At 65.1% G+C, this 13,041-nt stretch carries 14 protein-coding genes; 6 read left to right on the top strand and 8 right to left on the bottom strand.

Translation table 11 applies throughout. The annotated features are described in order from the left end of the window. Window positions 1–6: 6 nt before the first annotated feature. From C4B30_RS23800 to C4B30_RS23790, 3 genes are read left to right on the top strand one after another with little or no spacing between them, the layout of a single operon-like run. The gene (locus C4B30_RS23800) at window positions 7–1,140 is read left to right on the top strand and encodes an acyl-CoA dehydrogenase family protein (RefSeq protein WP_027784973.1); all 1,134 of its coding nucleotides are present in this window, start codon (window positions 7–9) and stop codon (window positions 1,138–1,140) included. A 38-nt stretch (window positions 1,141–1,178) separates the two neighbouring features. Continuing rightward, window positions 1,179–1,640 (top strand): MaoC family dehydratase, encoded by a 462-nt coding sequence (locus C4B30_RS23795; RefSeq protein WP_027784972.1) that lies wholly within the window; start codon window positions 1,179–1,181, stop codon window positions 1,638–1,640. Continuing rightward, on the top strand, window positions 1,637–2,113 hold the full coding sequence (locus tag C4B30_RS23790; RefSeq protein ID WP_027784971.1) for a MaoC family dehydratase: 477 nt from the start codon (window positions 1,637–1,639) through the stop codon (window positions 2,111–2,113). The genes C4B30_RS23795 and C4B30_RS23790 overlap by 4 nt, the downstream gene beginning before the upstream one ends. Window positions 2,114–2,160: 47 nt before the next feature. Here C4B30_RS23790 and C4B30_RS23785 read toward each other — a convergent pair whose 3' ends face one another. Beyond that, window positions 2,161–2,853 (bottom strand): glutathione binding-like protein, encoded by a 693-nt coding sequence (locus C4B30_RS23785; protein ID WP_027784970.1) that lies wholly within the window; start codon window positions 2,851–2,853, stop codon window positions 2,161–2,163. A 217-nt stretch (window positions 2,854–3,070) separates the two neighbouring features. Then, the gene (locus C4B30_RS23780; protein ID WP_027784969.1) at window positions 3,071–3,862 is read right to left on the bottom strand and encodes an oxepin-CoA hydrolase, alternative type; all 792 of its coding nucleotides are present in this window, start codon (window positions 3,860–3,862) and stop codon (window positions 3,071–3,073) included. A 202-nt stretch (window positions 3,863–4,064) separates the two neighbouring features. On the opposite strand from C4B30_RS23780, the gene C4B30_RS23775 reads away from it, so the two are divergent. Further along, window positions 4,065–4,721 carry a glutathione S-transferase family protein gene (locus C4B30_RS23775; RefSeq protein ID WP_027784968.1) on the top strand — a complete coding sequence of 219 codons (657 nt, stop codon included), beginning with the start codon at window positions 4,065–4,067 and terminating at the stop codon, window positions 4,719–4,721. A 31-nt stretch (window positions 4,722–4,752) separates the two neighbouring features. Here C4B30_RS23775 and C4B30_RS23770 read toward each other — a convergent pair whose 3' ends face one another. Next, on the bottom strand, window positions 4,753–5,925 hold the full coding sequence (locus C4B30_RS23770; protein WP_027784967.1) for a pyridoxal phosphate-dependent aminotransferase: 1,173 nt from the start codon (window positions 5,923–5,925) through the stop codon (window positions 4,753–4,755). 28 nt (window positions 5,926–5,953) lie between these two features. Further along, window positions 5,954–6,451 (bottom strand): putative toxin-antitoxin system toxin component, PIN family, encoded by a 498-nt coding sequence (locus tag C4B30_RS23765; RefSeq protein ID WP_027784966.1) that lies wholly within the window; start codon window positions 6,449–6,451, stop codon window positions 5,954–5,956. A gap of 57 nt (window positions 6,452–6,508) precedes the next feature. Here C4B30_RS23765 and yaaA point away from each other — a divergent pair, with 57 nt between their 5' ends. Continuing rightward, window positions 6,509–7,291 (top strand): peroxide stress protein YaaA, encoded by a 783-nt coding sequence (gene yaaA, locus C4B30_RS23760; protein WP_027784965.1) that lies wholly within the window; start codon window positions 6,509–6,511, stop codon window positions 7,289–7,291. A gap of 187 nt (window positions 7,292–7,478) precedes the next feature. Then, entirely contained in the window at window positions 7,479–8,633 is a 1,155-nt protein-coding gene (locus C4B30_RS23750; protein ID WP_027784964.1) for a M14 family metallopeptidase, read from the top strand. A gap of 84 nt (window positions 8,634–8,717) precedes the next feature. Here the strand turns inward: C4B30_RS23750 and C4B30_RS23745 are convergent, their stop codons facing one another. The 4 genes from C4B30_RS23745 to C4B30_RS23730 all read right to left on the bottom strand — a co-directional run bounded on the left by C4B30_RS23745 (window position 8,718) and on the right by C4B30_RS23730 (window position 12,531). Next, the gene (locus C4B30_RS23745) at window positions 8,718–9,374 is read right to left on the bottom strand and encodes a BspC domain-containing protein (RefSeq protein ID WP_027784963.1); all 657 of its coding nucleotides are present in this window, start codon (window positions 9,372–9,374) and stop codon (window positions 8,718–8,720) included. A gap of 139 nt (window positions 9,375–9,513) precedes the next feature. Continuing rightward, window positions 9,514–10,188 carry an energy-coupling factor ABC transporter permease gene (locus C4B30_RS23740; protein ID WP_027784962.1) on the bottom strand — a complete coding sequence of 225 codons (675 nt, stop codon included), beginning with the start codon at window positions 10,186–10,188 and terminating at the stop codon, window positions 9,514–9,516. 76 nt (window positions 10,189–10,264) lie between these two features. After that, the gene (locus tag C4B30_RS23735; protein WP_027784961.1) at window positions 10,265–11,104 is read right to left on the bottom strand and encodes a LuxR C-terminal-related transcriptional regulator; all 840 of its coding nucleotides are present in this window, start codon (window positions 11,102–11,104) and stop codon (window positions 10,265–10,267) included. A gap of 209 nt (window positions 11,105–11,313) precedes the next feature. Then, entirely contained in the window at window positions 11,314–12,531 is a 1,218-nt protein-coding gene (locus C4B30_RS23730) for a DUF2863 family protein (protein ID WP_027784960.1), read from the bottom strand. Between the last annotated feature and the right edge of the window lie 510 nt (window positions 12,532–13,041).

The raw sequence follows: 13,041 nt of genomic DNA, 5'->3' as shown, positions 1-13,041 counted from the left end.
ACAACCATGGATTTCAGCTTTACCGATGAGCAGCAGCAGTTCGCCGACGCGCTGCGCCGGTATCTCGGCGAGCAATACGGCTTCGAAACGCGTCAGGCGATCGTGCGCAGCGATGCCGGCGTGTCGGATGCGCAGTGGAGCGCATTCACCGAACTGGGATTGACCGCGTTGCCCGTGCCCGATGCCCAGGGCGGCTTCGGCGGCGGCCCGGTCGACATGCTGGTCGTGATGCAGGAGCTCGGCCGCGCGCTCGTGATCGAGCCGTACTGGGCCACGGCGGTCGGCGTCGAAGCACTGCGGATCGCCGGCTCCGGCGCAGGCGCCGACGCCGCGCTGCTGGAGGCGGTCGCGCAAGGCCAAAAGCGCTTGGCGGTCGCGTTCCACGAACCGCAGGCGCGCTACGACCTGTACGAACTCGACACGCACGCGCGGGAGCAGGGCGGCACGTACCGGCTGACCGGCACCAAGTCGGTGGTTCAGCACGGCGCCCAGGCGCATGCGTGGATCGTGCCCGCGCGGGTCGACGGCGGCGGCATCGGCCTCTTTGTCGTCGAACGCGATGCGGCCAACGCGAAGGTGGTCGACTACCGGACCATCGACGGCCAGCGTGCCGCGACGCTCGCGTTCGACGACACGCCGGCCCGACTGCTGACGGGCGGTGCGCGCGACGCGGCGGCACTCGAGCAGATCGCCGATTACGCGACCTTCCTGCTGTGTGCGGAAGCGGTCGGCGCGCTCGACGAACTGAATCGCGCGACGGTCGAATACACGAAGACGCGCGAGCAGTTCGGCGTGCCGATCGCGCGTTTTCAGGCGCTGCAGCACCGGATGGTCGACATGCTCATTCATGCCGAGCAGGCGCGTTCGCTGACCTATCTCGCGGCGGTGCGCTACGCGAACGGCGATGCCGATGCGCGACGCAAGGCCGTGTCGGCCGCGAAGGCGCGGGTCGGTGCGGCCGCGCGCTTCGTCGGCCAGCAGGCCGTCCAGTTGCACGGCGGCATGGGCGTGACCAACGAGGTGGCCGCCGCGCACCTGTTCAAGCGGCTGTCGATCATCGAGACGACGCTCGGCGATACCGATCATCACCTCGCCCGCATCGCGGCGCTGCCCGATTTCGCGCAGACCGACGTAGCATGACGGCGACGCGCGAGCGCGCCAGACAAGGAGACTTATCAGTGGGTATCAGTTACGAAGACCTGGTGGTCGGCAGTACGACCGAAGTGGGCCGCTACACGTTCGAGGCCGACGACATCAAGACGTTCGCGAAGCGCTACGATCCGCAGCCGTTCCATATCGACGAGGAAGCGGGGAAGGCATCGCATTTCGGCGGCCTCGTCGCGAGCGGCTGGCATACGTGCTCGGTGTTCATGAGCCTGCTGGTCAAGAAGCTCGGGCCGGATTCGACCAGCATGGGCTCGCCGGGCATCGATTCGATCCGCTGGCTGAAGCCGGTCCGCGCCGGCGATACGATCACGATGTACCAGAAGGTGCACGACAAGCGCGTGTCGGAGAGCAAGCCCGATCGCGGCATCGTGTCGACCGAATGGATCGGCATGAACGAAGCCGGCGAGACGGTGATCAGCGTGCATACCAAGGTGATTTTCGGGCTGCGCCGTCCGGAGGGCGCGAACTCATGACGGACGTCACCTTGCCGCTGATCGCATCGGCGCAGGCGTTGCGGGAGCGGGTCGGCGGGGAGCCGCTCGCGAGCGGCTGGATCGAGATCGACCAGCCGCGCGTCGACGGTTTCGCCGACGCGACCGGCGATCATCAGTGGATTCACGTCGACCCCGAGCGCGCGCGGCGCGAGTCGCCGTTCGGCGGGCCGATCGCGCACGGGTTCCTGACGCTGTCGCTGATTCCTGCGTTGATGACCGACGCCATGCGCTTCGAGCAAAAGATGGGCGTGAACTACGGGTTGAACCGCGTGCGGTTTTTGAAGCCGGTGCCGGTCGGCACGCGTGTGCGTGCGCTGTTCGCGGTGAAGGAAATCGCAGACGCCGCGCGCGGCGGCATCCAGGTGACGTGGTCGGTATCGATGCAGATCGAGCGCCCCGACGCGCCGCTGCCGGTATGCGCGGCGGAGTTCATCACGCTGCATTACTTCTGAAGCACGGAGCGGCATGCACGGATGCCGCTCCGCTCGTCATGCGCTTGTCAGCGTTTCGCGTATTGCGTTGCGCCGAACAGCACCTCGCGTGCCTTGTCGTCCTGCAGCGCCTTGCGCATCGACGCGAGCACCTCGACGCCGCGCTGCACGGCCGCTCGCGCGGCGATCGCCTCGTGCCAGCGCTTCACGTTCGGCAACGCGTCGAGCACGATGCCCTGGTTCTGCCACGAGCGCGTCCACGGGAACGTCGCGATGTCCGCGATCGTGTACGTGTCGCCCGCGAGATACTCGGATTCGCCGAGGCGCTTTTCCATCACGTTGTACAGGCGCTTCGCTTCGTTCGTGTAGCGGTCGACCGCATACTCGATCTTCTCCGGCGCATACAGGCGGAAGTGGTGCGCCTGCCCGAGCATCGGGCCGACGCCGCCCATCTGGAACATCAGCCACTCGAGCGTCGCATAGCGCGCGGCCGGATCGGTCGGCAGGAACTTGCCGGTCTTCTCCGCGAGGTAGATCAGGATCGCGCCCGATTCGAACAGCGAGATCGGTTGTCCGCCGGGGCCGTCCGGATCGACGATCGCGGGGATCTTGTTGTTCGGGCTGATCTTCAGGAACTCGGGCTCGAACTGGTCGCCCGCGCCGATATCGACCGGATGCGCGCGATACGCGAGGCCCGTTTCCTCGAGCATGATGTGCACCTTGTGGCCGTTCGGGGTCGCCCAGCTATAGACGTCGATCATCGTCAACTCCTGTATGGCATGCGCGAAAACGGCGCCGTCGGCGCCGCGACAGGCGGTCATTAGAGCATGGATCGACGCGGGCTGCTGGCGACGGAAGCGCGCGTGCCGCGGGCATGCGCGGCCGGGCCGCGGATCGTCGCGACGTTGCGCGCGGCGGCGACGAGCCGCATCGGATGGACGCGGCGGCGTGGGTCGGTTCGAAGGCCGACGCGGCGGATCAGCGCTTGTAGCGCGGCTGGCGTTTCTCGAGAAAGGCGGTGATGCCTTCGAGGCCGTCCGCATGATGCAGCGACGCGACGAAATGATCGCGCTCGGTGCCGAGGTGCGCATCCAGCGGTTGCGCGCTCGCGTCGTCGAGCAGCGACTTGATGCGCGTGAGCGCATTCGGCGAGATGCCGGCGAGCACGTCGGCCCATGCCAGTGCGTCGCTCAATGCCGTGCCGGGCGCGGCGAGCCGGTTGACGACGCCGAGCGCATGCAGGCGTTCGGCGGCGACCGGCTTGCCTTCGAACAGGATCTCGGCCGCGATCGCACGCGGCAGCGCGCGGGCGAGAAACCATGAGCCGCCGCCGTCGGGCGTCAGGCCGACGCGCGCATACGACATCACGAATTTTGCTTCATGTGCGGCGACGATCAGGTCGCACGCGAGTGCGAGCGAGAAGCCCGCGCCGGCCGCGGCGCCTTCGACGGCCGCGATCACCGGCTTCGTCGACGCGCGGATCGCCGTTACCCATGCCGCGAGCTGATCGATGCTGTCGGCCTGGAAGGACGGATCCTTCGAGCGATTCTCGAGCAGCCGGTTCAGGTTGCCGCCTGCGCAGAAGAAACGATCGGCACCCGTCAGCACGACGGCGCGAATCGCCGGATCGCGCTCGGCGGTGGCGAGCGCTTCGATGCCGGCCGCGTACATGTCGGGATGCAGCGCGTTGCGCGCGCCGGGATTGGACAGCGTGAGGACGAGCGTCGATTCGCTCTCGGGCGGACGCGAGGCCAGCAGTTCAGCACTCATGCGAGCATGTCTCCATCGGGTGGCGCGGCGGCGACGCCGCACGTGTCGTTCGGACAGACGGAGATGACGCCGCAGCGGAGGTAATGTCGTCATGACGAACGCACGACTTGCTTTAGACTAGCACGAACGTGCTTTTCAGCGTGATGAATCCCGATGCGGCCGGCATCGATGCGGCCGCGCTTCAGCAAGGAAGGAGACCCTGATGCTACAGCTGTGCGGTATTCCGTTGTCCAACTACTACAACAAGGTGAAGTTCGTCCTGCTCGAGCACGATATTCCGTTCGAGGAAGTGACGTGCGGTTTGCCGATCAGCGATCCGGTCCGGCTCGCCGATTCGCCGCTCGGCAAGATTCCGTTTCTGAAGACCGAAGAGGGCGCGCTGTTCGAGTCGCAGGTGATCATCGAATATCTGGCGGCGCGCTATCCCGAGAAAGGCATTTTGCCCGCGAGTCCATTCGCGGCGGCGAAGGTGCGCGAACTGGTCGAGACGCTCGAGCTGTATCTCGAGTGGATGGCGCGCGAGGTGTACACGGAAGCGTTTTTCGGCGGCAAGGTCAGCGACGGGACGAAGGCGCACGTCGAGAAGCGCCTGCCGCGCGCGATCGATGCATTCAAGCAGATGACGCAGTTTTCGCCGTATGTGCTCGGCGAATCGTTCGGCCTCGCGGACATCGCCTCGTGGGTCCATTTGCCGGTCATCGGCATGGCGACGAAGGCCATCTTCGGCCGCGACTTCCTGCTCGATGCAGGCATCGACTGGAAGGCGCACGCGAAGACGGTGAGTGAACGCCCGGCCGCGCAACGCGTGGCGGCCGAGCGCAAGGAGTATGTCGAAGCGGCGAAGGTCGTGCGTTCGTAAGCGCGGTTTCCCAAGGGCGGCGTGCGGGGTCTTACAGGCGCGCGAGCCGTTCGAGCGCGGACGCGAGCGTGCTTTCCTGCTTCGCGAAGCAGAAGCGGACGACGCCCGATTCGTGCGGCTCGTGATAGAACGCCGACACCGGAATGGCGGCCACGCCGATTTCCGACGTGAGCCACTTCGAGAATTCCGCTTCGGGCAGGTCGCTGATCGCCGAGTAATCGACGCACTGGAAGTACGTGCCCGTGCACGGCAGCAGCTTGAAGCGCGTGCGTTCGAGGCCGGCCCGGAAGAAGTCGCGCTTTTGCTGATAGAAGCCCGCGAGCGACAGGTACGGCGCCGGGTCGCGTAGGTAGTCGGCGAGCCCGATCTGCATCGGCGTGTTCACCGTGAACACGTTGAATTGATGGACCTTTCGGAACTCCGCGGTCAGCGCGGCAGGCGCCGCGACGTAGCCGACCTTCCAGCCCGTCACGTGGTAGGTCTTGCCGAAGCTCGACACGATGAAGCTGCGCGCGGCGAGCTCCGGGTAGCGCGCGACGCTCTCGTGGCGGGCACCGTCGTAGACCATGTGTTCGTAGACCTCGTCGGACAGGATCAGCACGTTGGTGCCGCGCACGATGTCCTCGAGCTTGCGCATGTCCGCCTCGCGCCACACGGTACCCGTCGGGTTGTGCGGCGTGTTGATCAGGATCATCCGCGTTTTCGGCGTGATCGCGGCCGCGAGACGGTCGAACGGGATCGCGTAGTCGGGCGCCTCCAGCGTGACGAACACGGGCTTGCCGCCGGCGAGCTCGATCGAGGGCAGGTAGCTGTCGTAGGTCGGCTCGACGACGATCACTTCGTCGCCCGGATGCACCGTGCACAGGATCGCCGTCAGCAGCGCCTGCGTCGCGCCGGCCGTCACGGTGATTTCGGTGGCCGGATCGTAATGCCGGCCGTATACCTGCGCGATCTTGGCGGCGATCGCGTCGCGCAGCGGCGCGACGCCGGCCATCGGCGGATACTGGTTGTGCCCGTTGCGCATCGCGGTTGCGACCGCATCGACGATGCGCGGATCGCAATCGAAATCAGGAAAACCCTGGCCGAGATTTACCGCGCCTTTTTCGGCGGCAAGCGCGCTCATGACCGTGAAGATCGTTGTGCCGACGTTCGGCAGGCGCGAGGGGAAAACGGGCGTCGTTGGCATATCTGAAGGAGCGTTCATCGATACGGTCGAATGCGGATGGGGGGCGTCAGGCGGGCGTCGCCGCGGCGGGCGGCGCGGCGTCGAGTGCGCAGGCCTCCACGAACGGCGCGGGTTGCGCGATCCGGAAACCGAAGTCGCGTGCGGTGCGCTTCGCGAGCTTCAGCAGCGCGCGGTCTTTCGACACGAGCCACTCGGCCTGTGCGGCGCGGGCGAGTTCGAGAAATTTCTGATCGTCGCGGTCCTTGCACTTCGGCAGCGGCGGCGCGTCGGCGTCGACGGGCGGCGGTTCGACGAGGCTCGCGAGCCGGGCGACCGTGGCGAGGGCGGCAGCCTTGTCGATCGCACGCGACTGGAACTGCGGATAGTCGAGCACGTATTCGAGTTCGGTCAGGCAGCGGCCGTCGATCACGGCGGCAAGCATGCCGTGCTCCAGCGCGGCACGGATCGGTCGCGTAGCGGGGTCGTCGAATACGAGGATGTCGATCCAGACGTTCGAGTCGAGCACGACGCGGTGTGCGGCATGCGGGGCGAGAGAGCGGGTCATTCGTTACAATCGGTGGTTTTCGTCTGACCGCAAGGCACGGCGTGCCAGCGAGCCTCTATGATAATCGTTCTCTCTCCCGCCAAATCCCTCGACTACGATACGCCCCCGCACGTCCTGTCTTACACGAAGCCTGCATTCGTCGACGACGCGTCGGAGCTGATCGACGGCCTGCGCAAGCTGTCGCCGCAGGACATCGCGACGCTGATGGATATCTCCGATCCGCTCGCGCGCCTGAACTTCCAGCGCTACGCCGACTGGTCGCCGACTTTCACGCCGGCCAACGCGAAGCAGGCCGTGCTTGCGTTCAATGGCGACGTCTACGAAGGTTTCGACGCGAAATCGCTGTCGTCCACCGATCTCGACTATGCGCAGCAGCACGTGCGCGTGTTGTCGGGCCTGTACGGGCTGCTGCGTCCGCTCGATCTGCTGCAGCCGTACCGGCTCGAGATGGGCACGCGGTTCGCGAACGCGCGCGGCAAGGATCTGTACGCGTTCTGGGGCGACCGCATCACGCGAGCGCTGAACGAGCAGCTCGAGACGCGCAGCGGCGCCGCGCGCGTGCTCGTCAACTGCGCGTCGACCGAATACTTCAAGTCGGTCAAGCCGAAGCTGCTGGCCGCACCGGTCGTCACGCCGGTATTCGAGGACTGGAAGGGCGGCCGCTACAAGATCATCAGCTTCCATGCAAAACGCGCGCGCGGCCTGATGGCGCGTTTTGTCGTCGAGAACCGGATCGCCGACCCGAAGGCGTTGAAGGCATTCGCGACCGACGGCTATGCGTTCGATGCGGCTGCGTCGAACGATTCGACTTACGTATATCGCCGGCGCGTCGGCGAGTGACCGTGCCGGCCGTTCACGAGACGGCCGGTGCATGCATGAGGCCGGAGTAAGCGCTAAAGCGCTAACACCGGTCGACAGCTTTGCATGAGGCCGGAGTAAGCGCTAAAGCGCCAACTCCGATCGACAGCTTTGCATGGGACCGGAGTAAGCGCTAAAGCGCTAACTCCGATCGACAAAGGAGAGATAGATGGCCGTTTCGATTACCAGTAATTTCGATGCAGGTGCAATCGACGTCGTGTCGTGCGACAGCCCCGACGCGATCCGGCTGCGCGTGCGCGGCGACAATCGTTCGGAGTTCGCGCAATGGTTTTACTACCGCTTGACGGGTGCGCGCGGCGAGCGGTGCGTGATGACGTTCGAGAACGCAGCCGAATGCGCGTATCCGTCCGGCTGGCGCAACTACCACGCGGTGGCGAGCTACGACCGGGTCGACTGGTTCCGCGTGCCGACGACGTTCGACGGCAAGACGATGACCATCGACCATACGCCGGAGTTCGACAGCATCTACTACGCGTATTTCGAACCGTACTCGGAAGAGCGCCACGCGGCGTTTCTCGGCGCGGTCCAGCAGTTGCCGCAGGCGAGCGTCGTCGAGCTCGGCCGCACGGTCGAAGGCCGTCCGATGTCGCTGCTGACGCTCGGCACGCCGGAAACCGATGGTGCGCCGAAGAAGAAGGTGTGGGTCATCGCGCGCCAGCATCCGGGTGAGTCGATGGCCGAGTGGTTCGTCGAAGGCCTGGTCAAGCGGCTGGCCGGATGGGGCGACTGGGCCGGCGATCCGGTTGCGCGCAAGCTCTACGATCGCGTGATGTTCTACATCGTCCCGAATATGAACCCGGACGGCAGCGTGCACGGTAACCTGCGCACCAATGCGGCCGGCGCGAACCTGAACCGGGAGTGGATGGCGCCAGACGCCGAGCGCAGCCCTGAGGTGCTGGCCGTGCGCGACGCCATCCACGCGATCGGCTGCGACATGTTCTTCGACATTCACGGCGACGAGGATCTGCCGTACGTGTTCGTCGCCGGCTCGGAGATGCTGCCGAGCTTTACCGAGCAGCAGGGCAAGGAGCAGGCCGCGTTCATCGACGCGTTCAAGGTCGCGAGCCCCGACTTCCAGACCGAGCACGGCTACGCGGCGAGCAAGTACAAGGAAGATGCGTTGAAGCTCGCGTCGAAGTACATCGGCCACCAGTTCGGCTGTCTGTCGCTGACGCTCGAAATGCCGTTCAAGGACAACGCGAACCTCCCCGACGAGCGCGTCGGCTGGAACGGCGAGCGCAGCGCGGCGCTCGGCGCGGCGATGCTGGCCGCGATCCTGGTGCACGTCGACACGTTCGCGTAAGCGCAGCCGTCGTCGCATGAAAAAAGCCGGCGCATCTCGCGATGCACCGGCTTTTTTTGCTGCTGTCGCTGCCGCTCCGTCGTATCAGGACTTCTTCGCGGTTTTTTTCTTCACGGCTTTGTTCTGGCCGCTCGACTTCTTCGTTGCGACGGCCTTCTTGCTGCCGGTGCGGCCCGATGCCTTCGCCTTGGCCTTGCCGCGGTGCGACTTGCCCTTGAACTTCTTCGTCGAAGACGACGAGCGTTCGACGCGCGGCTTCAGCGGCGGAACCGGGTCGTTCCAGCTGAACGCGAGCATCTGCTGGCCGACATAGCCGCAACGGAATTTCAGCGGCGTCGGATCGCCGCCGTTGCTGTGGATGCCGAGCCCGTCGACGGTGACGATATTGTCGACTTTCACGCGCTGCTTGCCTTGGTCGAACGAGTCGTTCCACGGCGTGATCGTCGCGTTGCCGCTGTCGAATGCGTTCGGTGCGAAGTCGACGCGGTCGAAGGCCGTCGACGTGCTGGCGATGAAGCTGCCGTGCGCCGCACAATCGGCGACGAGCGGATCGGCATGCATCTCGTTGACGAATTTGTTGATCAGTTCGGAGCGCTGGTCGAGCAGGTCGGCGAATACCGGAGCGGGAAGCGCAAGCGACAGGCCCGCGATACAGGCTGCCAGCTTGCCGAGCGCCCGGAAAATCCGGAGCGAGGCAGGTGAGCTGTCCATCTGGTTATTGGTGAGGAGCGAAGGAGACATCGGGCACGTATAGATGCCCGATGAAGAACAGGAGTTCAATCTTAGCGTAAAAAAGTTGTGCGGCAGTAGGTGGCGTATTCGACGCGCGCCGCGGGAGGGCCGCCGGTACGCGTGTGCACCGAGCCGATCCGGAGGAAATTCAGGCGCGCGGGCCGCCGAGGCGGTAGCGCCGGACGTCGAAGGTCGTGACCCACGCAGGGCGATAGACGGCGATGAGTGCCGTTGCCATGCCGGTGAACCATGCTTCGCCGAGCGCGAGCAGCGCGGTGTTCAGCAGATAGCCGGCCGGAATCACGACGGGCACGCCGTCCGCGAGCGCGAGCTGGACGCCGGCCGCCGCGGCGGCGACCGCGACGATCGCGATGGCTGGCGACAGGAAGCCCTGCCCGGTGATGAACGACGCGAGGTTGTGCGGCAGCCAGGCGAGGGCGGCGCGCTGCAGCAACGCCGACACGCCGACAGGCAGCGCACCGTAGATCAGATAGGTCAGCCCGATGCCTTGCCACGGCGCGTCGAAGATGACTGCGGCAATCGCCGTGACGACGCCCATCGCGATCAGGGCGAGTGTCCAGTCGAACAGCGTGACGAGCAACGTTGCGCCGAGCAGATGCATGACGATGCCATCCTCGAGCCATGCGTTCGAGGCCCACAGGACCGTGATCGCAGTGACGAGTGCAAGCCACACGTGCTGAAGCGTGGCGTCTTGCAGGCGTACGAAGGGGCGCTTCCAGATCGCGAGCGTGAGCAGGGCCACGGCGGCGATCCAGCCACCGATGCCAATCCAGAGCGGAAGCGGTGTGAAAAGAAAACCCATGCGTTCATATTACTCGTTGAGCATCAAAGGTGGGAGCCTGCACATGCCCGACCGTCGCAATATCGAGACTGTTTGCCTAGCGCTCGCGCCGGAACCGTGCCGGCGGCTCGGCGGCGAGCGGCAGGTCCTGCGTGCCGGCATTCGCGGTGGGCAACGGGTATGGACGGTCGTGCCGTTGTGTACGTAGGGGCGCCGGGCCGTGTTCTCCTATGGCCGGTTTGCGGGCGCGGTTACGGTTCGCCAGCAGCACCTCGAGATGGGGCGACAGCCAGCCGTTGTAGATCGCGACCGCGGCGGCCCGGTTCGCGGCGCCGAGTTGCTGGAAGATGCTCGCGAGGTGGATCTTCACGGTGCCTTCGCTGATGCCGAGCGTACGCGCGATCATCTTGTTCGTGCTGCCCATGTGGACGAACCGCATGATCTGCGCTTGGCGCGGCGACAGGAGGCCGCTCGGCGGCCGCCGGGGCAGCGAGCCGGCGAGCGTCTGGAAATGGGCGTCGTGGCGCGCCGTCGTCGCCGTGGACGGCAGCAGGCTGAGGGCGATCGGCGGAATGTAGTGTCCGCCCAGCAGGACGATCTCGAGCGCTCGCACGATCAGGTGCGGCCGCGTGGAATGCGGGATCACGCCCGCGACGCCGTAGTTGAAGAAGCGCTGGATGGCTTCGGGCGAGGTGTCGTCGACCAGGACGGCGACCGGTGTCGGCGAGCACGCATTGCCGAGTGCCTGAAGCTCGCTGAGCCGGCCCACGTCCAGCCAGTCGATCGCGACGAGGTCGAAACGCTGGTTGCGCAGCAGCCGGCGCGCCTGGAAACCGTCAGGCGCATCGTTGATGCTGGCGTGCCGGTCGATCTGCCGCAACAGGGTCTTCAGTCCGTCACGCCGTTCGGCGTCTGAGTTAAGTATCAAGAACCGCATATTCAACCTCCGTAAAGTGAGTCATTGCCTGCTGTCGGGTATTGGCTGGCCCCGATAATGACAAAGACCTTACACGCTGTCTGCTTGTCTGAAAGGCTTAGGAAAAGTTCGAAATTTTGGGCGACCGGCGTCGGATAAGAAAAAAGCCGCTTCGGCGGGCACCGGAAGCGGCTTTGGGCAGGGCAGGCTGTCGAGGCCTGCGGGGTAGGTCAGTGGAAGTGCGGCTGGGCGGGTGACGCGTCTTCCGGCATTTCCGCATGGACGATTTCGCCGAGCGGATCGGCGTAAAGCGGCACGCCGCAGTCGTCGCAATATTCGGGCTCGAAGCGGCCCGCGTGCCGGCGGACGTCGGTTACGCCGCATTCCTTCAGCAGGCTCACGATTTCCTCGAGCGGTCCTTCCATCGGCGCTTCGCCTTCGAGCGTCGCGTTGTCGATCGATACGTCGCCGTTTTCACGGCCGTAGAGCGGCCACACGACGCCGTAGATCACGTCGTTGCTGGCACGCCGCGTGAAGCCGACGCGATACTCGTCGATACGACGTTCGCCGAAGCCGGCGACCACCGCGCGCAATTCCTGCGGCGCCGCACCAAGTGTGTCGAATAGATAACGAATGGCCGTTCGGACGGTGTGCGGACGCACGCGTTCGTCCGCATCGCGACAGGCCGAGTAGTACGCGTCCGGAAGCAGGCATTCGAACTCGCAGCCGGGCAACGCGATCGACAGGTTCGGGCCGCCTTGGGCCGTCCATTGTTCGAGGCACTGGCCGCGCTCGATCCGACTGCCGTTTTCTTCTTCCTGCCAGCGGAACAGCGGCGAGCCGGCGGGGGCCGCGACGACCGCCAGCAGGAAGCGCGGATCGGCCAGGATCGGCGAGGTTTCCGGCAGGTCGCCGAAGCTCAGCTTCGGGGTGTTCTGGCCGATTGCCGCATGGGCGAGTTGCTGGGCCAGCCGGTAGGTTTCCACGTGGTGCCGCGGCAACTGGTCGATGCTGTAGAGGAACGGTGCGAGCCCGACGAGGGTGCCGTTCGCGAGCACGTGAGCCTGCAGGTGCGTTCGCAGCGCGTCGGCAACGTCGCTCTTGAGCGGGCCCGACGGAATCATGTAGCGCGTCCAGGCGAGAACCGGGACGGCGACCAGCAGCGCATCGTACGGTTGGCCGTCGTGTTCGATCACCATCGACTCGCTGTGTGTCTCGGCCATGTCGGCGAGCGCACCGTAGGCGTCGGGATGATTCTGCTGAAGATGGTCGAGCGCGGCATCGAGCGTGGTCTGATTGCCGTTGCGGACAATCTTGGCGAGCAGCGCATCGAGCTTCGCTTCCCAGAAGCGATCCTCGATGCGGCTGCCCGACGCGAAGAGCGCAAGCGACAGACCGACCAGTTTGTCGGCATCGGGGGGGAGGCGTTTGGCGATTCGCTGGCGCATATTAAAGACGTATATAGAAAGAGGCGAAGAACCTCACATTCTAGTCCGTTCTTTGCACCATAAGCGGCATCGTGCCCAGACACGGCCGGACGGCCGAGTTGCGACGTTTGTAAAAAAGTTGCTTCAAGCCCCTTGCGCTCACGGCGTGAGCTGCTTAGAATCACGCCTCTTTCGCGCTAACGGAAACGAGGCGCGGGAGGAAGGGAAGCGGTGCTGGTGAGGTTCGGTGGTAACGAGCCTTGGCGGTGCAGGAAGATGGACCCCGCAGTCGCAACGAAGCAGTTAGAAAGTTGTTGACGAGCTGCGAAACACGGTTCATAATCTCGCTTCTCTGCTGCTGAAAACGCAGCGCTGCCAGGAAACCTCAGGTTCCTCGCAGAAATGCTCTTTAAAAATTAACAGCCGATAAGTGTGGGCGCTTGATGGAAGCGAGCTGATCCTCGGATCAGAAAGCGAAAGTATCAAGAGTCTCACACTAAAGTAAGTCAGGTTTATGAAGTGATTCATATT

Origin of the sequence: Burkholderia sp. BE12 (genome assembly GCF_002959955.1) — a bacterium.
Lineage (GTDB): Bacteria > Pseudomonadota > Gammaproteobacteria > Burkholderiales > Burkholderiaceae > Burkholderia.
Note: the sequence above shows the minus strand (reverse complement) of the source record. Positions and strands in the feature narration are given on the sequence as shown.

What these genes read in the sequence shown, in the direction of transcription:
- C4B30_RS23800 (WP_027784973.1), top strand. Translation starts at nt 7, where the DNA reads ATGGATTTCAGCTTTACCGATGAGCAGCAGCAGTTCGCCGACGCGCTG.
- C4B30_RS23790 (WP_027784971.1), top strand. Translation starts at nt 1,637, where the DNA reads ATGACGGACGTCACCTTGCCGCTGATCGCATCGGCGCAGGCGTTGCGG.
- C4B30_RS23785 (WP_027784970.1), bottom strand. Translation starts at nt 2,853, where the DNA reads ATGATCGACGTCTATAGCTGGGCGACCCCGAACGGCCACAAGGTGCAC.
- C4B30_RS23780 (WP_027784969.1), bottom strand. Translation starts at nt 3,862, where the DNA reads ATGAGTGCTGAACTGCTGGCCTCGCGTCCGCCCGAGAGCGAATCGACG.
- C4B30_RS23775 (WP_027784968.1), top strand. Translation starts at nt 4,065, where the DNA reads ATGCTACAGCTGTGCGGTATTCCGTTGTCCAACTACTACAACAAGGTG.
- C4B30_RS23770 (WP_027784967.1), bottom strand. Translation starts at nt 5,925, where the DNA reads ATGAACGCTCCTTCAGATATGCCAACGACGCCCGTTTTCCCCTCGCGC.
- C4B30_RS23765 (WP_027784966.1), bottom strand. Translation starts at nt 6,451, where the DNA reads ATGACCCGCTCTCTCGCCCCGCATGCCGCACACCGCGTCGTGCTCGAC.
- yaaA (WP_027784965.1), top strand. Translation starts at nt 6,509, where the DNA reads ATGATAATCGTTCTCTCTCCCGCCAAATCCCTCGACTACGATACGCCC.
- C4B30_RS23750 (WP_027784964.1), top strand. Translation starts at nt 7,479, where the DNA reads ATGGCCGTTTCGATTACCAGTAATTTCGATGCAGGTGCAATCGACGTC.
- C4B30_RS23745 (WP_027784963.1), bottom strand. Translation starts at nt 9,374, where the DNA reads ATGTCTCCTTCGCTCCTCACCAATAACCAGATGGACAGCTCACCTGCC.
- C4B30_RS23740 (WP_027784962.1), bottom strand. Translation starts at nt 10,188, where the DNA reads ATGGGTTTTCTTTTCACACCGCTTCCGCTCTGGATTGGCATCGGTGGC.
- C4B30_RS23735 (WP_027784961.1), bottom strand. Translation starts at nt 11,104, where the DNA reads ATGCGGTTCTTGATACTTAACTCAGACGCCGAACGGCGTGACGGACTG.
- C4B30_RS23730 (WP_027784960.1), bottom strand. Translation starts at nt 12,531, where the DNA reads ATGCGCCAGCGAATCGCCAAACGCCTCCCCCCCGATGCCGACAAACTG.